The organism is Pseudomonas sp. BGI-2, from assembly GCF_004310295.1.
In the GTDB taxonomy this organism is placed as follows: Bacteria; Pseudomonadota; Gammaproteobacteria; order Pseudomonadales; family Pseudomonadaceae; genus Aquipseudomonas.
The window spans coordinates 165,444-187,816 of the sequence record NZ_SISB01000004.1 but is presented as its reverse complement, the minus strand read 5'-3'; the positions used below and the strand labels follow the sequence as shown (position 1 = coordinate 187,816).

19 protein-coding genes are annotated in these 22,373 nt (G+C 59.6%); 6 read left to right on the top strand and 13 right to left on the bottom strand.

The window, feature by feature from the left end; translation table 11 throughout:
- Positions 1-113: 113 nt before the first annotated feature.
- From pcaG to pcaR, 7 genes are all read right to left on the bottom strand, one after another.
- Positions 114-680 (bottom strand): protocatechuate 3,4-dioxygenase subunit alpha, encoded by a 567-nt coding sequence (gene pcaG / locus EYC95_RS04570; RefSeq protein ID WP_131059299.1) that lies wholly within the window; start codon positions 678-680, stop codon positions 114-116.
- A gap of 1 nt (position 681) precedes the next feature.
- Positions 682-1,386 (bottom strand): protocatechuate 3,4-dioxygenase subunit beta, encoded by a 705-nt coding sequence (gene pcaH, locus EYC95_RS04565; protein WP_131059298.1) that lies wholly within the window; start codon positions 1,384-1,386, stop codon positions 682-684.
- Between the two features lie 36 nt (positions 1,387-1,422).
- Positions 1,423-2,628 carry a 3-oxoadipyl-CoA thiolase gene (gene pcaF / locus EYC95_RS04560; protein ID WP_178083815.1) on the bottom strand — a complete coding sequence of 402 codons (1,206 nt, stop codon included), beginning with the start codon at positions 2,626-2,628 and terminating at the stop codon, positions 1,423-1,425.
- Complete coding sequence (locus EYC95_RS04555; protein WP_131059296.1) at positions 2,625-3,404, bottom strand: CoA-transferase subunit beta; 780 nt, start codon at positions 3,402-3,404, stop codon at positions 2,625-2,627. Before EYC95_RS04555 ends, pcaF begins: the two co-directional genes overlap by 4 nt.
- A complete protein-coding gene (locus tag EYC95_RS04550; protein WP_131059295.1) occupies positions 3,404-4,261 on the bottom strand; it encodes a CoA transferase subunit A in 858 nt (285 codons plus the stop codon). Before EYC95_RS04550 ends, EYC95_RS04555 begins: the two co-directional genes overlap by 1 nt.
- A gap of 286 nt (positions 4,262-4,547) precedes the next feature.
- Positions 4,548-5,894 carry an MFS transporter gene (locus EYC95_RS04540; RefSeq protein ID WP_131059293.1) on the bottom strand — a complete coding sequence of 449 codons (1,347 nt, stop codon included), beginning with the start codon at positions 5,892-5,894 and terminating at the stop codon, positions 4,548-4,550.
- Between the two features lie 128 nt (positions 5,895-6,022).
- Positions 6,023-6,865, bottom strand: a complete 843-nt coding sequence (pcaR, locus tag EYC95_RS04535; protein WP_010462552.1) for a pca regulon transcriptional regulator PcaR — start codon at positions 6,863-6,865, stop codon at positions 6,023-6,025.
- A 690-nt stretch (positions 6,866-7,555) separates the two neighbouring features.
- Between pcaR and EYC95_RS04530 the strand changes: the two genes are divergently transcribed.
- Positions 7,556-7,756, top strand: a complete 201-nt coding sequence (locus tag EYC95_RS04530; RefSeq protein WP_007935837.1) for a hypothetical protein — start codon at positions 7,556-7,558, stop codon at positions 7,754-7,756.
- A 377-nt stretch (positions 7,757-8,133) separates the two neighbouring features.
- Positions 8,134-9,609, top strand: coding sequence for an inorganic phosphate transporter (locus tag EYC95_RS04525; protein WP_131059292.1), 1,476 nt, complete (start codon positions 8,134-8,136; stop codon positions 9,607-9,609).
- Positions 9,610-9,831: 222 nt separating this feature from the next.
- Here EYC95_RS04525 and ccoM read toward each other — a convergent pair whose 3' ends face one another.
- From ccoM to EYC95_RS04520, 3 genes are all read right to left on the bottom strand, one after another.
- Positions 9,832-9,945, bottom strand: coding sequence for a cytochrome c oxidase subunit CcoM (ccoM, locus tag EYC95_RS30845; RefSeq protein ID WP_010462558.1), 114 nt, complete (start codon positions 9,943-9,945; stop codon positions 9,832-9,834).
- A gap of 144 nt (positions 9,946-10,089) precedes the next feature.
- Positions 10,090-10,251: a hypothetical protein gene (locus tag EYC95_RS30100; RefSeq protein WP_007935839.1), complete on the bottom strand. Its 162-nt coding sequence runs from the start codon at positions 10,249-10,251 to the stop codon at positions 10,090-10,092.
- A gap of 72 nt (positions 10,252-10,323) precedes the next feature.
- Positions 10,324-10,665: an aspartate-semialdehyde dehydrogenase gene (locus tag EYC95_RS04520; RefSeq protein ID WP_131059291.1), complete on the bottom strand. Its 342-nt coding sequence runs from the start codon at positions 10,663-10,665 to the stop codon at positions 10,324-10,326.
- 218 nt (positions 10,666-10,883) lie between these two features.
- On the opposite strand from EYC95_RS04520, the gene rapA reads away from it, so the two are divergent.
- Positions 10,884-13,730 carry an RNA polymerase-associated protein RapA gene (rapA, locus tag EYC95_RS04515; protein ID WP_131059290.1) on the top strand — a complete coding sequence of 949 codons (2,847 nt, stop codon included), beginning with the start codon at positions 10,884-10,886 and terminating at the stop codon, positions 13,728-13,730.
- 172 nt (positions 13,731-13,902) lie between these two features.
- On the opposite strand, the gene EYC95_RS04510 is transcribed toward rapA, so the two are convergent.
- Positions 13,903-15,252 (bottom strand): MFS transporter, encoded by a 1,350-nt coding sequence (locus EYC95_RS04510; RefSeq protein ID WP_131059289.1) that lies wholly within the window; start codon positions 15,250-15,252, stop codon positions 13,903-13,905.
- Between the two features lie 373 nt (positions 15,253-15,625).
- On the opposite strand from EYC95_RS04510, the gene EYC95_RS04500 reads away from it, so the two are divergent.
- Both EYC95_RS04500 and EYC95_RS04495 read left to right on the top strand, forming a co-directional pair.
- Positions 15,626-15,991 (top strand): YkgJ family cysteine cluster protein, encoded by a 366-nt coding sequence (locus EYC95_RS04500; protein ID WP_131059288.1) that lies wholly within the window; start codon positions 15,626-15,628, stop codon positions 15,989-15,991.
- A gap of 131 nt (positions 15,992-16,122) precedes the next feature.
- Positions 16,123-18,405 carry a bifunctional diguanylate cyclase/phosphodiesterase gene (locus EYC95_RS04495; RefSeq protein ID WP_131059287.1) on the top strand — a complete coding sequence of 761 codons (2,283 nt, stop codon included), beginning with the start codon at positions 16,123-16,125 and terminating at the stop codon, positions 18,403-18,405.
- On the opposite strand, the gene EYC95_RS04490 is transcribed toward EYC95_RS04495, so the two are convergent.
- Complete coding sequence (locus EYC95_RS04490) at positions 18,296-19,192, bottom strand: NAD(P)-dependent oxidoreductase (protein ID WP_165557425.1); 897 nt, start codon at positions 19,190-19,192, stop codon at positions 18,296-18,298. The two genes, EYC95_RS04495 and EYC95_RS04490, sit on opposite strands and share 110 nt — an antisense overlap.
- 197 nt (positions 19,193-19,389) lie before the next feature.
- Here EYC95_RS04490 and EYC95_RS04485 point away from each other — a divergent pair, with 197 nt between their 5' ends.
- The gene (locus tag EYC95_RS04485) at positions 19,390-21,591 is read left to right on the top strand and encodes a hypothetical protein (RefSeq protein WP_131059286.1); all 2,202 of its coding nucleotides are present in this window, start codon (positions 19,390-19,392) and stop codon (positions 21,589-21,591) included.
- 303 nt (positions 21,592-21,894) lie between these two features.
- Here EYC95_RS04485 and EYC95_RS04480 read toward each other — a convergent pair whose 3' ends face one another.
- Positions 21,895-22,200, bottom strand: coding sequence for a DUF2288 domain-containing protein (locus EYC95_RS04480; protein WP_131059285.1), 306 nt, complete (start codon positions 22,198-22,200; stop codon positions 21,895-21,897).
- Positions 22,201-22,373 lie beyond the last annotated feature (173 nt).

Here is a 22,373-nt window from a genome sequence, read left to right as displayed (position 1 = left end):
CATGACAGTCTAGACACACTTTGCAACAATCCCGTTCCACAGGAACATTCTGTGGCGGCCTTGAGGACGTCTTCGCGGGCAAGTCGGATTGCCCGCGAAGGTCTCAAGCCAACTCAGTAATCGAAGAACACCGTCTCGGCGTCGGTGCCCTGAAGAATGACATTCCACTGATAAACACCCGACGCATCCTTCTTCGCCAGCAAGGTATTGCGGCGCTCAGCCGGCACGCACTCCAACAGCGGGTCCTCGACATTCGCCGGTTCGCCCTCAAAGTAAACTCGCGTCAGCAAGTGCTTCACCAACCCACGAGCAAACACCAGCACCACCAAATGCGGCGCCTGGGTCGAACCCTTAAGGCCTTCCACCGTTCCAGGCTTGATGGTGGTGAAGCGAAAGCGCCCTTCAGCATCCACCGGCACCCGGCCAAAGCCTTGGAAGTTCGGGTCCAGGGGTTTGGCCTGGTCGTCTTCGGGGTGGTCGTATTTGCCGGCGGCGTTGGCCTGCCAGACTTCCAGCATCGCGTCGTTGACGAAGTCGCCGTTGCCGTCGACGACTTGCCCGGTGATCGCCACGCGCTCACCGAGGGTTTGTTCAACGGTCAGGTCTTCGCGGTTCAGCCAAGTCAGGCCGATGTGGTAATACGGCCCGACGGTGTGGGACGTGGTCGCGTTCAGCGTCATCTTATTTCTCCATCGGCGTGGCTTCGCGGCCGCGCAAGACGATGTCCCAGCGATAACCGAGGGCATAGGAAGGGATGGTTTTTTCCAGATCGAACGTGGCGATCAAACGCTCTTTGGCGCGGGTATCGGGCACGCAGTTGTAGATCGGGTCATAAGCCAGCAACGGGTCACCCGGGAAATACATTTGCGTGACCAGCCGCGTCAGAATGCTCGGCCCGAACAGTGAGAAATGGATATGCGCCGGACGCCAGGCGTTGTGGTGGTTGCCCCACGGGTAGGCGCCCGGTTTGATGGTCTGGAACTGGTACCAGCCATCGGCGTCGGTCACGGTGCGGCCGGTGCCGGTGAAGTTCGGGTCCAGCGGCGCGTCGTGCAGGTCGCGGGCATGGTTGTAGCGACCGGCGGCATTGGCCTGCCAGATCTCCACCAGAATCCCCGGTACCGGCAAACCGTCTTCATCCAGCACGCGGCCGTGGATGATGATGCGCTCGCCCAATGGCTCGCCCATGTGCTGGGCGGTCAGGTCGTTGTCCTTCTCGTTAATACGCTCGGCGCCGATGGTCGGGCCGGTAATTTCCGACAACGAATGAGGCAAAAACACCAACGGCTTGGACGGCGCGCGACGATTGGTGGATTGATAAGTCGGGTGCAGGTAGTCCGGCTGGGAGCCCTCCTGCGGGCGACGGTAACCAGGCTTGTCAGTCATTTCGCTTTCCTCTGTTCTTATTGTCACGGCTGCGCGTCAGACGCGTTCGATCGCCAAGGCCAGACCCTGGCCGACGCCGACGCACATGGTCGCCAGACCTTTCTTGCCGCCCGTCTTTTCCAATTGATGCAACGCGGTCAGGACCAGACGCGCACCGCTCATGCCCAACGGATGGCCCAGGGCAATGGCGCCACCGTTCGGATTGACCTGTGCCGCATCGTCCGCAATACCCAATTCACGCAGCACCGCCAGACCCTGGCTGGCGAAGGCTTCATTGAGTTCGATCACGTCGAAATCGCTGACGGCCAGGCCCAGGCGTTCAGTCAGTTTGCGCACCGCCGGGACCGGGCCGATGCCCATCACCCGCGGTGCGACACCGGCGCTCGCCATGCCCAGCACTTTGGCGCGAGCGGTCAGGCCGTGTTTCTTCACCGCGTCGGCCGAGGCCAGGATCAAAGCCGCGGCACCGTCGTTCACTCCCGAAGCGTTGCCCGCGGTGACGGTTTTGTCGGGGCCATTGACCGGTTTCAGTTTGGCCAGGGTTTCCAGCGTGGTATCGGCACGTGGATGCTCATCCTGGCTGACGACGCTTTCCCCTTTCTTGTGGGCAATGCGCACTTCGACGATTTCTTCAGCGAAAAATCCTGCAGCTTGCGCGGCGGCTGTGCGCTGCTGGCTGCGCAGGGCGAAAGCGTCCTGATCCTCGCGGGACACTTCGTAATCGTCTGCCACGTTATCGGCGGTCTGCGGCATCGCATCGACGCCGTATTGGGCTTTCATCAACGGATTGATGAAGCGCCAGCCAATGGTGGTGTCTTCCAGCCTCATGTTGCGCGAGAACGCCGCATCGGCCTTGCCCATCACAAACGGCGCGCGGGACATCGACTCGACGCCGCCGGCAATCGCCAGCTCCATTTCACCGCTGGCGATGGCGCGGAAGGCGGTGCCGATGGCGTCCATGCCCGAAGCGCACAGGCGATTGAGCGTAACGCCTGGAATGCTTTCCGGCAGCCCGGCCAGCAGTAGCGCCATGCGTGCGACGTTGCGATTGTCTTCGCCGGCCTGGTTGGCGCAGCCGAGAAACACCTCGTCCACGGCTGCCCAGTCCACCGACGGGTTGCGGTCCATCAACGCCTTGATCGGCACGGCGGCGAGGTCGTCAGCACGAACCGCCGACAAGCCACCGCCGAAACGGCCGATGGGGGTGCGAATCGCGTCGCAGATATAAACGTCGCGCATCACGCTTCTCCCGGTGCTTGGCCGTGGGCGGCGGCGGTGCGGGCTTCCAGATCCCTGAGCGCCTTCAATTCAACGTCGGTGGGCTCGGCGGTGTGTTCAACCGTGTCTGCGAAACGAATTGCCCAACCGGTGGCAGCAATCACTTGCTCGCGGGTTACGCCCGGGTGCAGTGCGGTGACCACGAATTCATGGGTGTCCGCTTCCGGTTCCATGATGCACAGGTCGGTGATGATGCCGACCGGACCTGCGCCCGGCAGGCCGAGACGCTTGCGTGAATCACCGCCCTCGCCGTGGCCGACCGAGGTGATGAAGTCGAGTTTGTCGACGAAGGAACGTGCCGACTGTTTGAGGATAATCAGAACGCTTTTCGCCGAACCGGCAATCTCCGGCGCACCACCGGCACCCGGCAGGCGGACTTTCGGCTGGTGGTAGTCACCGACCACCGTGGTGTTGATGTTGCCGAAGCGGTCGACTTGCGCGGCACCGAGGAAACCGACGTCGATGCGTCCGCCCTGCAACCAATAGCGAAAAATCTCACCGGTCGGGACGACGGTGTCGGCAGTTTCCGCCAACTCGCCGTCACCGATCGACAGCGGCAGTACGCTCGGCTTGGCACCGATCGGACCCGATTCGTAGATCAGGACTACATCCGGCGAGGAAGTCAGTCGCGCCAGGTTGGCCGCTTTCGACGGCAGGCCGATGCCGACAAAGCACACTGAACCGTTCTTCAGGCGGCGGGCGGCGGCGACGGTCATCATTTCATTGGTGGTGTAAGTCATTACCTGGCCTCCGAAGCAGCGGCCAGCTTGGCCTGGAACTCGCTGAAGTCAGCGCAGCCGTGGATGTATTCGTTGATCCACGCGGTGAAGGTTTCACGGTCGCGGGCAATCGGGTCCCAGGCCTGGTAGAAACGGTTATCACGCTCGTTGTAGCCGTGAGCGTAGGACGGATGCGCGCCGCCGGGAACGTGGCAGACCGCGCTCAACACCCACGTCGGCAGAACACACGAGTTCATCGGTGCATTGAGGTCGTCGACGATTTCTTCGACGGTAACGATGCAGCGCTTGGCGGCCAACGCCGCTTCTTTCTGCACGCCGAGAATGCCCCAGAGCAGCACGTTGCCTTTGCGGTCGGCTTTCTGCGCGTGAATCACGGTGATGTCCGGGCGCACCGAAGGCACGGCAGCCAATACTTCGCCGGTGAATGGGCAGGTAACGGTTTTAATCAGCGGATTGACCTTCGGCAGGTCGGAACCGGCGTAGGCACGCAGCACCGCGAACGGTAGGCCGGATGCGCCAGCGACGTAGGCATTGGCCAGGTCGGCGTGGCTGTGTTCTTCGATTTCCAGCGCCTGTGGCCACTGCTTCTCGACGGCGTCACGCAGGCGGTGCAGCGAACCGACGCCCGGGTTGCCGCCCCAGGAGAAAATCAGCTTGCGAGCACAACCGGCGCCGATCAACTGGTCGTAGACCAGGTCAGGCGTCATCCGCACCAAGGTCAGGTCTTTCTTGCCCTGGCGAATGATTTCGTGACCCGCCGCCGTAGGGATCAGGTGAGTGAAGCCTTCGAGCGCGACGGTATCGCCGTCGTTGACGAATTGCTTCACCGCGTCGTGCAGCGAAAGAATTTCAGCCATGGGGCAGGCTCCCGTTTTGTTATGAACCGACAGTGGATGAAAAGGGCGCGAGGTTCAGCGCCGGAATGCCTGAAGGTTAAGCCTGTGCAAAACGTCAAACAATCCGATAATCGACTGAGTGTTCGTTTATCGAACAGATTGTTGTCTCGCTACCGATCCAAAAAAGCTTCGCGGGCAAGCCTCGCTCCTACAGATTCGCCGCGTTCACGGACATCGTTAATCCTGTAGGAGCGAGGCTTGCCCGCGAAGAGGTCATCAAACTCGCCAAAGAATCTGGATCAGGCCCTCAGGTCGCATCCGCATGACTGACCATGCCCTTGATCACCACCGCAGTCGTCGCCAATGCCGCCGGAATCACCAGCGCCGTCAGCACCTGTTCAAAATTCCAACCGAGGCCCAGCAGCGTTGCGCCCATCCACGCCCCGAGGATCGCGCCGAACCGGCCAATCCCCAGCATCCACGAGACCCCGGTCGCGCGCCCTTGAGTCGGATAAAACCGTGCCGCCAGCGAAGGCATCGCCGATTGCGCGCCGTTGACGCACATCCCGGCCACCAGCACCAACGTCGCCAATAGCGTGATGTTGCCCAGGCTTTGCCCCACCGCGTAGGCAAACACCCCGGCCATCAAGTAGAAAATGCCGATAACCTTGTGCGGATTGAACCGGTCCATCGCCCAGCCCACGCCCACTGCGCTCAGCACCCCGCCAAACTGAAACAGCGCGCCAATGAACGCCGCTTGCTCCATGCTTGCGCCGCTGTCGCGCATCAGCGTCGGCAGCCAACTGGTCAGCAGGTAAACGATCACCAGCCCCATGAAGTAGGTCAGCCACAACAACAAAGTGCCGGTGCTATAGGTGCCGGAGAAGATCACCGCGAACACGTTGCGCGCCTTCACGGTTTTCTGCTCCGGCACACTGAAGCTGGAGGCCTGAGCGACAACGGTCGGATCGATCGGCGCCAGCGCCTTGCGCACTTTGTCGGTGCCGCGATTGCGCACGACCAGGTAACGCGCCGATTCCGGCAGCCAGAACAGCAAGACGACGGCGAGGATCAACGGCAGAATCCCGCCGATCAGCAGCAGACTGTGCCAGCCGAAAGCAGGAATCAGCTTGGCCGAGATAAACCCGCCACCGGCCATGCCGAGGTTAAAGCCGCAAAACATGCTGGTCACCAGCAGGGATTTTTTGCGCTCGGGGGTGTATTCCGACAACAGCGTGGTGGCGTTCGGCATCCCGGCGCCAAGGCCCAGGCCTGTGAGAAAACGCAGCACCAGCAGTTGATCGACGTTGGTGCTGTACGCCGATGCCAGGCTGAAAGCGCCGAACAACAGCACCGCGCCGACCAGTACGACTTTTCGCCCAAAGCGGTCAGCCAATGGGCCGGAGCCCAGTGCGCCGAAAACCATGCCGATCAGCGCCGCACTCATGACCGGGCCGAGACTGGCGCGATCGATGCCCCAGTCCTGGGACAGGGCCGGCGCGATGAAGCCCATGGCCGCGGTGTCGAGGCCATCGAGGAAGACAATCAGGAAACACAGGATCACCACTCGCCACTGGTAGCGCGAAATGGGTTGAGCATTGATGAAGGACTGCACGTCGAGGCAGTTTCCTACAGCAGACTGAGGCTGGTTCATTATTTTTATTCCACGCAAGAACGCAGTCGGACAGGTGCCAGCCTTGGGCTGGCGCTGCCGCGACAGTAATGATCCTGGGGAAACAGCGTCAATTCGATAAACGCGACTCTGTGCGTTTATCGAACAGCTTAGGCAAACAACTGAGCGCTGAGGTCGCGACTGGCACTCAGCAAGCCCGGCAGGAAACGTTGCTCCAGCTCGTTGCGGCTGACCCGCCCGGCGTGGGTACTGACGTTGAGCGCCGCCACCACCTGGCCGGAAGCGTCGTACACCGGAACGGCAATCGAGCGCAGGCCTTGCTCCAGTTCCTGATCGACGATGCACCAGCCTTGCTGCCGCACTTCCTGCAAACATTCGAGCAACGCCTCGGGGGTGTGCAAGGTGCGGCTGGTCTTCGCCTGGAACTCCGCATGGTCGAGGTATTCGCGCAGCGAAGTGTCATCCAGTGCCGCGAGAAGAATCCTGCCCATGGAGGTGCAATAGGCCGGCAATCGTCCGCCCACCGACAGGTCGACGGAAATCAGGCGCTGAGTGGTCGCCGAGCGAGCGATGTATAAAATGTCGTCGCCCTCCAGCGTGGCCATGTTGCAGGCCTCGTGAAGTTGCTCGCTCATGCGGTCCAGATACGGCTGAGCGGAAACCGCCAACGGCGTCGAGGACAGGTAGGCATGGCCGAGCGTCAGCACTTTGGGCAGCAGCGAATAGGTGCGACCGTCCGTGGTGGCGTAGCCGAGTTTGATCAGGGTGTGCAGGCAACGTCGCACAGCGGCGCGTGGAATTTCCGTGCGGTGACTGATCTGGGCAATGGTCAGGTGTCGCTTGCGCTCCTGGAATGCTTGCACCACCGCCAACCCCCTGGCCAGGGATGTCATGAAATCCGGGTCGCCGGTCAAGGCCTGGATTCGCTTGGCTGGCGAGGCCACGATCGGCGGCGCCACTGAAGCGAAGGAATTGCGCATTTGATCGTTCATATCAGGTCCTTTTCCTACACGGATCAGCGGCTATTACAAGCGGCTTCGGGTCCTGCACACAAGCCACAGACCGCAAGATTGGGCGATTATCGAACCATCGACCGATAATCGCAATCGGCACCACGGGCACTGCCAACCCTGCACACGCTGATTTTCGCAGTGCCCGCTACATGCTTTTATTCATGTTGGGTCGCTGACTTAAAGGCGCGATGTAATGGGGTTAACTTGTTCGACTTTATGGCGTCAGAAAGACATCGTCGCAATGTGACATCATCGCAGCCCTAGTTACCGATGAAAGTTACGAGTAACAAAACAATCACACAGATAGAACTACTTTTAACTCTCAAGAGATAGTGTTCTTCGGATCGACCGCTATAATGCACCTCAGTGGCGAAGCGGTTTTTACGTGCCGATTCCGCTACTCGGCAGCCCGGTATTCTATCGTCGCTGTCTGCAGCAAGCGCTTGACGCTCATTTCATATGCTCCGCCAATGCGCTCGCTGGAACAGGTAACTGATGCTACGTCAGCTGTTTTTCTCTGGTGCCGTGGCCGCCTGCAACATGGAAGTATTGTTCGCACGCCGTAAAAAACGATGCCTTTGTCGGGCATTGTCCTTTCGACGAGTGTGGTCAATTGATTCCATGCAGCGCGTTTCACCAGAATTTATCTCAACTCATACAGGTAGCACTGTGACGAAAGACGAACTGCGCGCGGAACTTGAGCGCCAGGAACAACGTTACAAGGAAGTTTACGGCGGGGAAGTCACCACCTACGCCGCTCAGCCCGAACCCGAACGCAAGCCTTGGCGTAAACGCGCCACCGTTCAGGATCAGGCATTCACCCAGGAATTGCAGAAGATGGAAAAGGAACTCAAAGCCGAAGAGCCTTGATCACCCCGACCTGAATTCTTTCAAGGGTCTGCATCTGCACCTGTTAAAAGCGGGTTGTATGGATGATGCCTTTTGCGCCCGCTACAAGCGGGCAGCGGCCACCTCACCCTATGGTTGAGGCAAATGGCATGTGCCTGACCCTCTTCTCAGATATTTCACACAAGCGTTCAAGCCTCTCGACCTCACGAGAGAAACCCTTGTGGCTGCGGCCTTTTCATCTGAATTCAATGACTTGCAAAACCCGGGGAAAAGCTGGGGGATAGGCTATCGGCACAAACTAATTCGTTGAAGAATGTTACCGATGAGCACCTAGTGCATCGATTAGCAGTCTTTTCTGGCATAATCGCGCCCCCTTATGACCGGGTCAGAAAACCTTCATGATCGATTTATTCAGCGGACTGGATGCTTGGGTGCTTGTGAGCCTCTTGCTCGCCCTGGCCTTTGTCCTCGCCTTCGAGTTCATCAACGGCTTTCATGACACCGCTAACGCGGTGGCCACCGTTATCTACACCAAAGCCATGCCGCCTCACCTGGCGGTGTTCTTTTCCGGTGTGTTCAACTTCCTCGGCGTGCTGCTGGGCGGCGTCGGCGTGGCGTATGCCATCGTCCACCTGCTACCGGTAGAGCTGCTGATCAATGTGAACACCGGTCACGGGCTGGCCATGGTGTTCTCGCTGCTCGCCGCTGCCATCACCTGGAACCTGGGCACCTGGTACTTCGGTATCCCGGCCTCAAGCTCCCATACGCTGATCGGTTCGATCCTCGGTGTCGGCCTGGCCAACGCGTTGATCAACGACATTCCGTTGGCCGATGGCGTGAACTGGCAGAAGGCGATCGATATCGGTGCGTCCCTGGTGTTCTCGCCGATGGCCGGATTCCTGGTTGCAGCCCTGATATTGATCGGCCTTAAATGGTGGCGTCCGCTGTCGAAGATGCACAAGACGCCGGAACAGCGCCGCAAGATCGATGACAAGAAACACCCGCCGTTCTGGAACCGCCTGGTGCTGGTGATTTCGGCGATGGCCGTGAGCTTTGTGCACGGCTCCAACGATGGCCAGAAAGGTATCGGCCTGATCATGCTGGTGCTGATCGGTATCGTGCCGGCGCAGTTCGTGCTCGACCTAGGCAGCACGACTTACCAGATCGAGCGGACTCGCGATGCGACCTTGCACCTGAGCCAGTTCTACAAGCGCAATGCCGATACGCTGGGTGAATACCTGGCCCTGGGCAAAAGCGTGGAAGGCGATCTGCCGGAGAAATTCCGTTGCAACCCGCAACAGACCGAACCGACCATCACCGCCCTCCTCGGCACCCTTAAAGGTGTTGCGGATTACCACTCGCTGACGCCGGATAGCCGCATCGAAGTACGTCGCTACCTGCTCTGCCTGGACGACACGGCGAAGAAAGTCGGCAAACTGCCAGGCCTCCACGCCCGTGAAAAGGCTGACCTGAACAAGCTGCGCAAAGACCTGACCACCACCACCGAATACGCCCCGTTCTGGGTGATCCTGGCGGTAGCCCTGGCCCTCGGTCTGGGCACCATGGTCGGTTGGAAACGCGTGGTTCTGACCATCGGCGAGAAGATCGGCAAGCAGGGCATGACTTACTCCCAAGGCATGTCGGCACAGATCACTACCGCGACCCTGATCGGCATGGCCAACATCTTCAGCCTGCCGGTGTCCACCACCCACGTTCTGTCATCAGGCGTGGCTGGCACCATGGTTGCCAACAAAAGCGGCCTGCAAGGCGGCACCGTCAGAACCATCCTGCTGGCGTGGGTCCTGACCCTGCCAGCGACAGTGGCCCTGTCGGCCGGCCTGTTCTGGCTGGCGTCGAAGGCACTGGGCAGCTGATCCATCGCTGTTGAAAAAGGCGCGTTCCGTGAGGTTCGCGCCTTTTTTATGGCCGGCATTTCGGCATTCCCGGTCTATTTAAAGAGATTGGTTGGCCGTGAGGACGCCTTCGCGGGCAAGCCTCGCTCCTACAAGGGGATCCCCACCACCAAATCGCGGGCAAAAAAATGGGCAACCGAAGTTGCCCAAAATGCCTTGCGTGCTCATTACATCCAGAAAGAACTACGGCTTACGCTTATGCGAATCCTTCCAGATAAAAAATCCAAACCCTGCGAAAAACAGAACCATGAGGCCAACTGTCAGCACTCCGGCGATCACCACGTTGTCAAAAAACATGACGGCTCTCCTGCACTTGCCCTGTTGCGATAGGGCTAAGTTAACCAATCAGGCAGGAGAAAAAATTGACCGGGATCAATGTCGCCCGAGACAGGGCGTAAAGGAGGGGGAATAACTGACCTGCATCAAAGGATGCAGGGTGTTTCAGCGCTTTTTCGGCTTGTTCTTCGGCTTCTTTTTGGCTTTACCCAACGGCATCGCTTGCTCAAACGCCTGACGCACTTCATTCAGACGCTTTTCATTAAGGTCATGAACCCGCTTGGCGCGTTCAGAGTTAAGGTCAATCAGCTTGTCATCTTGGCTCATGGTGCTCAGTACATCGTATGGCAGGGTTTTAGCAATAATGCGGTCTCACGGCAGCGCTGACCAGCCACAACCTCAAATCTGGATATCGACCCACAACCCCTGCCGCGGCTGATCTTCCATCAACGGCGCCACCGGCACGGTATTGTCGGCATTGAGCTCGACACCCGGAACCGCCAGATGCTCCTCCGGATCTTCATCGGCTTCACGGCGACGCCTGTCCCGCTCCTGCTTGCGACGCTGTTCCTCACGCAGCTGAAAAGCCGCTTCCTCGGGATCACGCTGTTGCAGGTCGATGGTGCTTTCGTTGGAGCTTTCCTGCACCGGCACCACAGGCGGAATGTCAGGGCGCTGGCGGATCGGGTCCTGCTGTGAAGTGATCGGCACGGCACTCAAGGGGAGCATCGGTGGCAGCATAATTATCAGTCTCCTGTCAGCAGGCTGTCGGCTGCGGGGATGGCGACTTGAGCCATCGGTCGCAAACTGTGACCGGTTTGGCACCGATTGGTGCCCCGACCTGCAAGCATCGCATCACTGGGCTAACGTAAGACTGCGAGTTTTTATGAGAGTCCTTTGGCCCTGAAGCCCTCATTCCGTTAAGATAGCCCGCTTTTTCAAGGTGGGAGTCAGGCAGCATGGCGCAGCAGTATCAACCGGGGCAACGCTGGATCAGTGACAGCGAAGCCGAGCTGGGTTTAGGCACCGTTCTGGCACAGGACGGCCGCTTGTTGACCGTGCTCTATCCGGCCACTGGCGAGACTCGCCAGTACGCGCTACGGAATGCGCCCCTCACCCGCGTGCGATTTTCGCCGGGTGACTCGATCACTCACTTCGAAGGCTGGAAACTCACCGTCCAGGAAGTCGACGACGTCGACGGCCTGCTGGTCTACCACGGCCTCAACGCGCAGAACGAAGTGGTCACCCTGCCGGAAACCCAGCTGTCGAACTTCATCCAGTTCCGGCTGGCCAGCGACCGTCTGTTCGCCGGGCAGATCGACCCACTGGCCTGGTTCTCCCTGCGCTACAACACCCTGGAACACACCAGCCGCCAGTTGCAATCCTCGCTCTGGGGCCTGGGCGGCGTGCGTGCGCAACCGATCGCGCACCAGCTGCACATCGCCCGTGAAGTCGCCGACCGCATTGCCCCGCGGGTTTTGCTGGCCGACGAAGTGGGCTTGGGCAAGACCATCGAAGCCGGCCTGATCATCCATCGCCAACTGCTTTCGGGCCGCGCCAACCGCGTGCTGATCCTGGTTCCGGAGAACCTGCAGCACCAGTGGCTGGTCGAGATGCGCCGCCGCTTCAACCTGCAAGTCGCGCTGTTCGACGAAGAACGCTTTATCGAAAGCGATGCCGCCAACCCGTTCGAAGACACTCAGCTTGCGCTGGTTGCACTTGAGTGGCTGGTAGACGACGAGAAAGCCCAGGATGCGCTGTTCGCCGCGGGTTGGGACATGCTGGTCGTCGACGAAGCGCACCATCTGGTGTGGCACGAAGAAAAAGCCAGCCCGGAGTACTCGCTGGTTGAACAACTCGCCGAAGTCATTCCCGGCGTGTTGCTGCTGACCGCCACCCCGGAGCAACTGGGCCAGGACAGCCACTTCGCGCGTCTGCGCCTGCTTGACCCGAACCGTTTCCATGACCTGCACGCCTTCCGCGCCGAGAGCGAAAACTATCGCCCGGTGGCCGAAGCCGTTCAGGAGCTGCTGGACAAGGGGCGCCTGTCGCCGGAAGCGCACAAGACCATTCACGGTTTCCTCGGTAACGAAGGCGAAGCCTTGCTGGCGGCGGTTAACGATGGCGATATCGAAGCCAGCGCCCGTCTGGTCCGCGAACTGCTCGATCGCCACGGCACCGGCCGCGTGCTGTTCCGTAACACCCGCGCCGCCGTGCAAGGTTTCCCGGAGCGCAAACTGCATCCGTACCCGCTGGCGTGCCCGGACGAATACCTCGAACTGCCGCTGGGCGATCATGCCGAGCTGTACCCGGAAGTCAGCTTCCAGGCCCAGCCGGACGCCAACGAAGAAGAACGCTGGTGGAAATTCGACCCGCGCGTCGAGTGGCTGATCGATCAGCTGAAGATGCTCAAGCGCACCAAAGTGCTGGTGATCTGCGCCCACGCCGAAACCGCCATGGACCTGGAAGACGCCCTGCGCGTGCGTTCCGGCATCCCGGCCACGGTGTTCCATGAAGGCATGAACATCCTTGAGCGCGACCGCGCCGCGGCCTACTTCGCCGACGAAGAGTTTGGCGCACAAGTGCTGATCTGCTCGGAAATCGGCAGTGAAGGTCGCAACTTCCAGTTCTCGCACCACCTGGTGCTGTTCGATCTGCCATCGCACCCGGACCTGCTGGAGCAGCGTATCGGTCGTCTGGACCGGATCGGCCAGAAACACATCATCGAACTGCACGTGCCTTACTTGGAAACCAGCCCGCAAGAGCGCCTGTTCCAGTGGTACCACGAAGCGCTGAACGCGTTCCTCAACACCTGCCCGACCGGCAACGCCTTGCAGCATCAGTTCGGCCCGCGCCTGCTGCCGCTGCTGGAAAATGCCGACGATGGCGAGTGGCAAGCGCTGATCGACGAGGCCCGCGCCGAGCGTCAGCGCCTGGAAGCCGAGCTGCACACCGGCCGTGACCGTTTGCTGGAGCTCAACTCCGGCGGCGCTGGCGAAGGTGATGCTTTGGTCGAGGACATTCTCGAGCAAGACGATCAGTTCGCCCTGCCGATCTACATGGAAACCCTGTTCGACGCCTTCGGCATCGACAGCGAGGACCATTCGGAAAACGCCCTGATCCTCAAGCCGAGCGAAAAAATGCTCGACGCCAGCTTCCCGCTGGGCGACGACGAAGGCGTGACCATCACTTACGACCGTAACCAGGCGCTGTCTCGCGAAGACATGCAGTTCATCACCTGGGAGCACCCGATGGTGCAGGGCGGCATGGACCTCGTGCTGTCCGGTTCTATGGGCAACACCGCCGTGGCGCTGATCAAGAACAAGGCGCTGAAACCTGGCACCGTGTTGCTGGAACTGCTCTACGTCAGCGAAGTGGTTGCGCCGCGTTCGCTGCAATTGGGCCGTTACCTGCCGCCGGCCGCCCTGCGCTGCCTGCTCGACACCAATGGCAATGACTTGTCGGCCCGGGTGTCGTTCGAGACCTTGAACGACCAACTGGAAAGCGTGCCCCGTGCCAGCGCCAACAAGTTCATCCAGGCTCAGCGCGATCAACTGACGCCACGGATCAACGCGGGCGAAGAGAAAATCTTCCCGCGTCACGCCGAACGGGTTGCCGAAGCGCAACGTCGTCTGGCGGCCGATACCGACGAAGAACTGGCGCGCCTGACCGCGTTGCAAGCGGTCAACCCGACCGTGCGTGACAGCGAACTGGTCGCCTTGCGCAAGCAGCGCGAACAGGGGCTGGCCATGCTCGACAAGGCTGCGTTGCGACTGGAAGCGATTCGGGTGTTGGTGGCGGGTTAACTCCACCGCTTCACCTTGCTAAAAAGAAGGCCCGCAGCGAAGCGGGCCTTTTTTATTGTCCTGAAATTTGATGCAGTGATGCTGATGGCTGCATCGCTAGCAGGCTAGCTCCCACGGGGGATTTGTTAACGCTGTAAATCCAATGTGGGAGCCAGCCTGCTGGCGATAGCGATTATGCAGTCGCCACTGCAACATCAGGTTCACCCACAGCGACCAACCCTTCCTTCATCCGCTTGGCATCCCGAACAAAACACCGCGACGCCAGGAACAAAAACACCATGGTGAAAAACAGCGCCACCGGGATCAGATACATCGCGTCATGCAACCCGACCGCCTTGAACGCCTCGGTCATCTGCTCGACGCCCGCCGCGGCCATCGCCGTGTGCGCGAAGTGGTCGGACAAACCGCCCACCACCACCGGCCCCAAACCACCGCCCAGCAAATACAACCCGGCAAAGAACAGCGCCATCGCCGTGGCCCGCAAACGCGGTTCGACCACGTCCTGAATCGCCGTGTAAACGCAGGTGTAGAAGTTGTAAGCGAACAGCCATCCCACACTGAATATCGCGACGAATACCCCGATTTCGACCCGCCCGGCATGCAGCGCCCACGCGGTACACACCGTCGAGATGATCAGGCTGAACGCTGCAAACAGCAGGCGTCCATTGGCCACCCGCTGGTGAATCTTGTCGGCGACCCAGCCACCGAGCGTCAACCCGAACAACCCGGTCACGCCGACGATCACCCCGGTCGCCACCGCGGCTTCCTGCAACGGCATCAGGAAGTAACGCTGCAGCATCGGCACCAGAAACGAGTTGCAGGCATAGGTGGCAAAGTTGAAACACAGCCCCGCCATCACTAACCACAGGAAGGTCGGCACCGCCAATACGCGACGGATCGGCCGGTCGATGCGATCCTGGGAGACTTGCACGCTCTCTGCGGCGCCGCGTTTTGGCTCCTTGATGTAGAACATGAAGATCGCCAGGATCAGCCCCGGCACCGCCGCGATGAAAAACGGCGCGCGCCAGCTGTCGAACGCCTTGACCATTGCGCCGATTGTGAAGAAGGCCAGCAGCAGGCCCAATGGCAAGCCGAGCATGAAGATGCCCATGGCCCTTGCGCGACGATGAGCGGGGAAAAGGTCGCCGATCAGCGAGTTGGCGGCCGGTGCGTAACTGGCTTCGCCGATGCCGACGCCCATGCGCACGATCAGGAACGCCCAGAAATTGCCCACTAGCCCGTTGACCGCCGTCAGGCCGCTCCACGCCGCCAGGCCCCAGCCCATCAGTTTGCTGCGCGAACCGGTATCGGCCATTCGCCCCAGCGGCAGGCCGGCAATCGCATAAACGATGGTGAATGCAGTACCGATGATCCCCAGCTGAAAGTCGCTGAGGTGCCATTCCATGCGGATCGGTTCGATGATGATGGCCGGGATGGTGCGATCGAAGAAGTTGAACAGGTTGGCCAGGAACAGCAGGAACAGAATGCGCCAGGCATTCGCCGCTTGGGTCGAGTTCTGCATGGTGTCCGTCTCTTTTATTGTTATTGGGGCCTCGCTGTCCCCGGAACTTTCAATCTAGTCAGGTCCGCCAAAGCTGTCTGTAATTATTCGTAATGCTGATACCAGCCCATGGCGTCATGCGCCACCTGTGGGAGCGGGCTTGCTCACGAAGAGGGCACTACATTCAATAGAGAGGGTGACTGATCCCCCGCTTTCGCGAGCAAGTCGGATCGCCGCACCGCCGCTCCCACAAGGGATTTGCAAGGCAGGTATTTCTCGCCATTGGTCACCTTGAAAAATACCTTCGCCCCCCCTTCCCAAGCCCAAGGCGAAGCCTAGAATAGCGGCCTTGTCTGCCTCACCTTGCCCCCCATCCCTCCTTTGATTATCGCCCATGTCCGAAGCCAGTCCGTGTCTGAATTGCGGTGCCTGCTGTTCTCATTTTCGCGTGTCTTTTTTCTGGGGTGAATGCACCTCGGCCGGGGGGACGGTGCCTGACGACCTTGTCGCGCCCATCAGCCCCAGCCGGGTGGCCATGCTGGGCACCGACTGCAAACCCACCCGCTGTGTCGGGCTGGTCGGCGAAGTCGGCAGCACCGTGCAGTGCTCGATTTACGATCAGCGTTCCAGCACCTGCCGCGAGTTCGACGCCTCCTGGGCCAATGGCGAGGCAAACGTGGATTGCGATGCGGCACGGGCAGCGTTCGGACTACCGGCCCTGCAACCGGAACTCGAGTTCCCTTATGAGCAGATCGCCTAAGGCTGTGCACGAGTAATTACAAAATCATTAGCAGCAATAGGCCACTACCGTTTGCACTCTTTGTATGAGCTCTATACTCCAACACATTCGCCAGGGGACATGGTGTCGGCTGGATAAATACGGGGCGTCCGATGGAGTGGCCTGCTTTATATTTCACGACCCAACTGCCAGAAACCGGCCAGGTCATACTCAATTGCGCCCATAACCCCTTTTTGGTGTTGCTGGCTTATGTGGTTGCCTGTGCGACCGGCTTCGCCACACTGGACATCACCGAACGGGTCGGCCATGCCGAAAAACCCGCGTCCCAGCGTCTCTGGTGCTGGATTGGTGCCGCGTGCCTGGCGGGCGGGATCTGGGCCATGCACTTCATCAGCATGCTCGCGTTCCAGGCGCCGATCGAAATCCATTACCAGTTGCCCATCACCCTGATCTCTCTGTTATTTGCATTGACCGCCTCGTGGCTGGCGATGCACACCCTCAGCCATCCTCATCCGAGTTTTTGGCAAACCCTGCGGGCCGCGGTGTGGATCGGTTTGGGTATCGCGACCATGCACTACGTAGGAATGGCCGCCATGCGGTCGAATGCGACGGCCTATTACGACCCCGGCCTGTTCGTCCTCTCCATCGTGATCGCGATTGGCGCCAGCCTGGCCGCCCTGTTGATTTCCCGTCACCTGCGCGAAGGCAGCGGCGTGGCTCATCAACTGCTTAAATACACCGCCAGCCTGGTACTCGGGGCCGGTATCGTCAGCATGCATTTCACCGGCATGGCGGCGCTCAACCTGGTGCTTCCCATCGATAGCCTCCAGCCGCTGCCAGGCGACAACAATCACCTGCAACTGGGATTGACGGTGGCGATGATGACGTTGCTGATCATCGGCAGCAGCATCAGCGCGGCACTCGCCGACAAGAAGCTGCAACACAAGGAATGCGACCTGCAGCGGGTCAACACCCTGCTCGGCCAGCTGGATCAGGCGCGCATGTCGCTGCAAAAGGTGGCGCACTACGACGCACTGACCAACCTGATCAACCGCCGTGGTTTCAACCAGATTTTCTCCGAAAAGCTGCTCGAGAAGACTAACGAAGGCGGCATGCTGGCGGTGATATTCCTCGACATCGACCACTTCAAGCGGATCAACGACAGCCTTGGCCATGACGCCGGCGACGAATTGCTCAAGGTTCTGGCCAGCCATATCAAGGCCTCGGTGCGCAGTAACGACGAGGTGGTGGCGCGCTTCGGCGGGGACGAGTTCTGCATCCTCATTGGGCTGCATGACCGTGAAGAAGCGCGGCACATGGCCCAGCGCATCATGCTGAAGATGAAAGAGCCCATCGAGCTGGCCGGACGCAGCATGGTCATGACCACCAGCATCGGCATCAGCGTGTTTCCGCAGGATGGCACGACCTGCGAGGAGCTGCTGAAAAACGCCGACCTGGCGCTGTACCAATCCAAGGGCAGCGGCCGCAACGGGCTGCATTTTTTCAGCCCACACATGAAAACCCGTGCCACGCTGGAGCTGCAACTCGAAGAAGAACTGCGGCACGCCCTGCGCAATGACGACGGATTGATCCTCTATTACCAACCGATCTATGAGCTGAAAACCGGGCAAGTCACCAAACTCGAAGCGCTGATTCGCTGGCAACACCCGGTTCACGGGTTGCTGGCACCGGATCGATTCATTGCCATTGCCGAGGCCAACGGCCTGATCGCCGAACTGAACAACTGGGTGTTGCGCAAGACCTGCGAGGACCTTGGCGAGCTGTCCCGCCAGGGCCGTGAAGACCTCAAGATCGCCGTGAATTGCTCGCCGCTGAACCTTGCCCGCGAGGATCTGGCCGATGAAATCGAAAATGCCCTGCGCATCGCCGGGGTGGCGCCGCACCGGCTGGAACTGGAGGTGACCGAAAACGCGCTGATGGGCAACCTCGCCAACACCCTGGTGCTGCTTAAGCAGATCCGCTCCCTCGGGGTCTCACTGTCGATCGACGACTTCGGCACTGGTTATTCATCCCTGGCCTACCTCAAGCGCCTGCCGCTGAACACACTGAAAATCGACCGCTCGTTCATCCAGGACGTCCCCAAGGCCACCCAGGACATGGAGATCGTCCACGCTATTATCATCATGGCCCACACCCTGCATTTACAGGTCATCAGCGAGGGCGTCGAAACGTCCGAGCAATATGACTTTCTCGAACGCCTGGGCTGCGACTTCGTTCAGGGCCACCTGCTCAGCCGTCCGGTGCCTATGGCCGAGTTGCATGCGGTACTGGAGGACATCAATCAGCGCAAACACGCACGCAGTGTCAGTCCTCTGAGCCTGGCTTGCGGTACAACTGCACTAACGTCGACGGATCCTTTTCCAAAAAGCCCTGGCCCCCATGCAGGCGCATCAGTTGTGCGGCCAATCCGCTGATCGGCGTGGCTGATCCCTGTTCGCGGGAGAATTTCACTGCGGTGTCGAGGTCCTTGAGTAGCGTGCGCACGTGCCACTTCACTGGTTCGAAACGACTCTCGGCCATTTGCGGGGCAAGGATCTGCAACGGTCTTGAATCAGCGAAACCTCCCGCCAGCGCCTCGGCGATCAGGCTGGCGTCGACCCCGGAACGCTCGGCCAGCGCCACCACTTCAGCAATCACCAGCGCATTGCAGGCGACGATCATCTGATTGCAGGCCTTGGTCACCTGCCCGGCGCCGATTCCGCCCATGTGAGTCACCCGTTGACCGAGGTTCAACAGCACCGGCCGGACTCGCTCAAGGTCTGCCGCTTCGCCGCCGACCATAATCGCCAGGCTGCCGAGCTCGGCGCCGACGACCCCGCCGGACACCGGAGCGTCCAGCCAGCGCATGCCGCATTGGCTGACAAGCGCCGACGCCATTTCCCGCGTCGCGGTAGGTTCCAGACTGGAAAAATCCACCAGCAACTGGCCACTTTTCGCCCCCTCGGCAATGCCGACCGGGCCGAAAACCACCTCGCGCACCACCGCCGTGTCCGCCAGGCACACCATCACCACATCGGCATGCTGACCCAGTTCAGCCGCTGTCGCCACTTGCCGGGCGCCGGCCTCGACCAACGCTGCGCACTTGGCCGGATTGCGATTCCACACCGTCAGCGGATACCCCGCCGCCAACAGGCGCCGGCACATGGGCAAGCCCATCAGGCCAATTCCGGCGAAACTCAACGAAGGTAGGGTTGACATCATTTAGCCTCCTTTTGATTAAAGATCGCCGAATATTGGCCGATTCATCATGACTAAGGAAAGGATTCCCCCGAGCGATGCTCAGGCTTTGACCCTGATGCTTGGGCAAAATACGCGCTAAAAAAGTCGCGAGTTCCTATTCCGTGAAGGTTCGACGACACCGTGTCGGCGAGCTAACCAGCCCAGGTACATGGCGCCCAATGACTTCTAAAAATAATCCGGCCACTACGGTTTCCGATTTGACACTGAGCCCCGCGGCGAACAGCCCCTCATCGTCGAAGCCATTGATCCCGTCGCGTCCGCTGGCCAGTCAGCAATACCTGTATTTCACCGAAACCAATACCGACCGCATCCTCGATAACCTCGATGGCCTGCGCGACATGGTGTTTCCGCGCCCACCGCACCTGGAAGGCGACAACGAACAGCACAACGACCAGGAATTCCCCTCGGTATGCCTGATCGGCCTGGGACGTTGCGGTTCCAACATTGCGCTGGACGTCGCGGAACTGGTGTACAACGCCCGCAAGTTCTACCTCAACGAATTCAATAACGAAGACCGTCTGTCGCCGGACAAACGCTACGCCGAAAAGGGTTACAGCCCGGCGCAGTGGATCCGCAACAACCTGCGCCTAGGGCCGAACAAGGCCACCAAACCGGTGTTCCTGGTCGAGCCGCTGGTGATGCTCGGCGACCTGGACAAAGACATCGCCGGGCGCATCCGCTTCTCGCGCAAGGGCGAAAAAAGCGGCTTCCTGCGCGACTACAGCAAAATGAAGATCATGGACTTGTCGGAAGTCCACGCCGGTGGCGCCGGTAACGCGCCGATCCTCGGTCAGTACCTGGCCAAGATCATCCTGAACAAGGACACCCAGCGTTTCTCCAGCCCTGACTGGAAAATGATCCACTCGTACCTGATCGACAGCTGCGGGATCAAGGCCAACCAGTCGCGCCTGTATTTCTCGATCTTCAGTGCCGGCGGCGGTACCGGTTCGGGCATGGCCTCGGAATTCGGCCTCGCCCAGCAGCACTCGTACATGAACAAGACGTTCGACACCAAGCCGATGGATGAACACGACGGCAAGAGTGGTCATTCGTTCGTCTTCGAGCCGATCTTCACCAGCGGCATTTGCGTGCTGCCGAACATTTCCGACCACCGCAGTGAAATGTCTGAGGCGCTGCACATCAACGCCGGTCGCTTGTTGTGCAAATACCTGTCGGAAGAGTGGGACTTCTCCTACAACTTCGCCAACGAAGACAGCAGCGAAGCCAGCGTCATGGGCCGTATCCGCCCATGGAACGCCATGATGCTGATCTCCAACGACATCATGCGTTATGCCGAAGAAAGCGATGATGGCAACATCCAGAACATCGACGTCAACGCGATGGAAAAGCACGCCAACCAATACATCTCGCAGCAGATCTTCAACATTCTGACGGCGCAAGCGGTCACGACTGACTACGACCAGAACTATTTCCGTCGTGCCGGCATCGACATCGGCGAAACCATTCGCCTCGACGCCAACGACCTGTTCATGAGTCTGGCCGGCCCGGTGGCGATTGCCTACGCCGAGTCCGTGGTACCGGAAACCCCGCCGCCGAGCAGCGACAAGTTCAAGGTGTTCGAGAAAGAGCCACAGCGCCTGAACATCGATGACTTGTTCTTCCGCTCCATCGACTTGCCGCACTTCAACAAAGTGACCCAGGCGATCGAAGGCATCAGCCTGTTGCCGATCGAGTCCAAGCGCTATCGCGCTTCGCTGGAGCAGTACAAGAATTCCGGTTATGACGCGGCCGCGTTGCACGACCTGCACTTCTTCAAGAATTGCTCGTCGGTGGTGTCGATTGTTTCGTTGCCCAAAGACTACAAGCTGTCCTACATGGACCTGAACCGGTTGAAGACCCACCTCAACAGCCTGTTCCCGAACACCACGCTCAAGCGTTACGCGCTGGTGATCGGCGCTTCGGCCAACTTGTCGTTGACCACCCTGATCGCCAAGAGCCCGTGCCTGTCGGACGACTTCCTGACGCTGATCGTGGCGTTCATCAAGCGCTGCTTCGCGAAGAACCCGTACCGGTTCGACGACACGCTGGATAACTCGATCCTGGACTTCATCATCAATGAAGACTTCGACGAAGACCTGATCGACGACTTGCTCAATGAGTTCGAGAACCCGGCGAAGATCCTCGACACCAACTGGTACGCGATCAAACCGATGTACGAAAAGAAGTACCGCGAGCTGATCAACGACAAGGACAAGTTTGTCTCGATCAACGACATTCGCTTGTCGCGTGATTGCGTGAAGAAGGCGATCAAGTACCTGCGTGAGATCTACCGTCACCGGATTGGCAAGACCAAGGTTATTTCGCTGAATAACCATACTGGCAAGACGTTCTCGGTCTGACGTGACACCACGTCGCCGCCTTCGCGAGCAAGCCCGCTCCCACATTCGATCGAGTTCCCCCAAAGGGATTGCGATCAAATGTGGGAGCGGGCTTGCTCGCGAAAGCGGCATCAGTTTCACCACAAATCCCAACATTCAGAAACAATTAAGCAGCCCAAAGGCTGCTCAATAAACTGTTCCCGTTACGTTTACGTCACCCTCGCCAAGACCCTTCTGTGGCCTTTCTCTACGGCAACGTGCCATCACGCTACTCACCTACACACTTTTAGTCGCCGACTCGGCGCACCAAAAAAGTGCAGGCAGTCAGTTCGTCGCCCTTTCCTGGATCAGAATCCACGGCGAAACCACCACAGCCCATAGCTCAGGGTCGCGCTCAAAAAGATCCAACGCCCGCGTTTCAGACAGCTTGGCGACCTTGTCGGCGGCCAGCCAGGCAGCCACTTTCTCGCCTTCGTCAGTCGCGACTGCCTCCGCTGCAGCAATCAAATCCAGACCGGGGTCGACCCACAATAGGGCACCCTTGGCGAAGAACGGCTCAAGCTCCTTCCAGGTAATAGATGCGGTTTCACCAAGCAGCTTGGCATAGAGGGTGCTAGGTTCTTGATTCATGGGCGCTGTCCGGAAAAGAAAATCGACGTAATCATAACGTTGGTGGTCTGGCAGAAAAACCCGGATGCAATTGAGTTACCGATTGAAAACAGCAGGAAAGCCAAGGATTGCTGATATTTCAGCTATAACCCCCGCCGCCATTCTGTCTTTTTCTTTCAATAAAGCGACACCCT

Coding starts and splice junctions, on each gene's coding strand:
- EYC95_RS04550 (WP_131059295.1), bottom strand. CDS start 4,261: ATGGCTGAAATTCTTTCGCTGCACGACGCGGTGAAGCAATTCGTCAAC.
- EYC95_RS04510 (WP_131059289.1), bottom strand. CDS start 15,252: ATGCAGAACTCGACCCAAGCGGCGAATGCCTGGCGCATTCTGTTCCTG.
- EYC95_RS30100 (WP_007935839.1), bottom strand. CDS start 10,251: ATGAGCCAAGATGACAAGCTGATTGACCTTAACTCTGAACGCGCCAAG.
- rapA (WP_131059290.1), top strand. CDS start 10,884: ATGGCGCAGCAGTATCAACCGGGGCAACGCTGGATCAGTGACAGCGAA.
- EYC95_RS04495 (WP_131059287.1), top strand. CDS start 16,123: ATGGAGTGGCCTGCTTTATATTTCACGACCCAACTGCCAGAAACCGGC.
- EYC95_RS04520 (WP_131059291.1), bottom strand. CDS start 10,665: ATGCTGCCACCGATGCTCCCCTTGAGTGCCGTGCCGATCACTTCACAG.
- EYC95_RS04525 (WP_131059292.1), top strand. CDS start 8,134: ATGATCGATTTATTCAGCGGACTGGATGCTTGGGTGCTTGTGAGCCTC.
- EYC95_RS04500 (WP_131059288.1), top strand. CDS start 15,626: ATGTCCGAAGCCAGTCCGTGTCTGAATTGCGGTGCCTGCTGTTCTCAT.
- EYC95_RS04555 (WP_131059296.1), bottom strand. CDS start 3,404: ATGACTTACACCACCAATGAAATGATGACCGTCGCCGCCGCCCGCCGC.
- pcaG (WP_131059299.1), bottom strand. CDS start 680: ATGACGCTGAACGCGACCACGTCCCACACCGTCGGGCCGTATTACCAC.
- pcaH (WP_131059298.1), bottom strand. CDS start 1,386: ATGACTGACAAGCCTGGTTACCGTCGCCCGCAGGAGGGCTCCCAGCCG.
- EYC95_RS04480 (WP_131059285.1), bottom strand. CDS start 22,200: ATGAATCAAGAACCTAGCACCCTCTATGCCAAGCTGCTTGGTGAAACC.
- ccoM (WP_010462558.1), bottom strand. CDS start 9,945: ATGTTTTTTGACAACGTGGTGATCGCCGGAGTGCTGACAGTTGGCCTC.
- EYC95_RS04490 (WP_165557425.1), bottom strand. CDS start 19,192: ATGATGTCAACCCTACCTTCGTTGAGTTTCGCCGGAATTGGCCTGATG.
- pcaR (WP_010462552.1), bottom strand. CDS start 6,865: ATGAACGATCAAATGCGCAATTCCTTCGCTTCAGTGGCGCCGCCGATC.
- EYC95_RS04540 (WP_131059293.1), bottom strand. CDS start 5,894: ATGAACCAGCCTCAGTCTGCTGTAGGAAACTGCCTCGACGTGCAGTCC.
- EYC95_RS04485 (WP_131059286.1), top strand. CDS start 19,390: ATGACTTCTAAAAATAATCCGGCCACTACGGTTTCCGATTTGACACTG.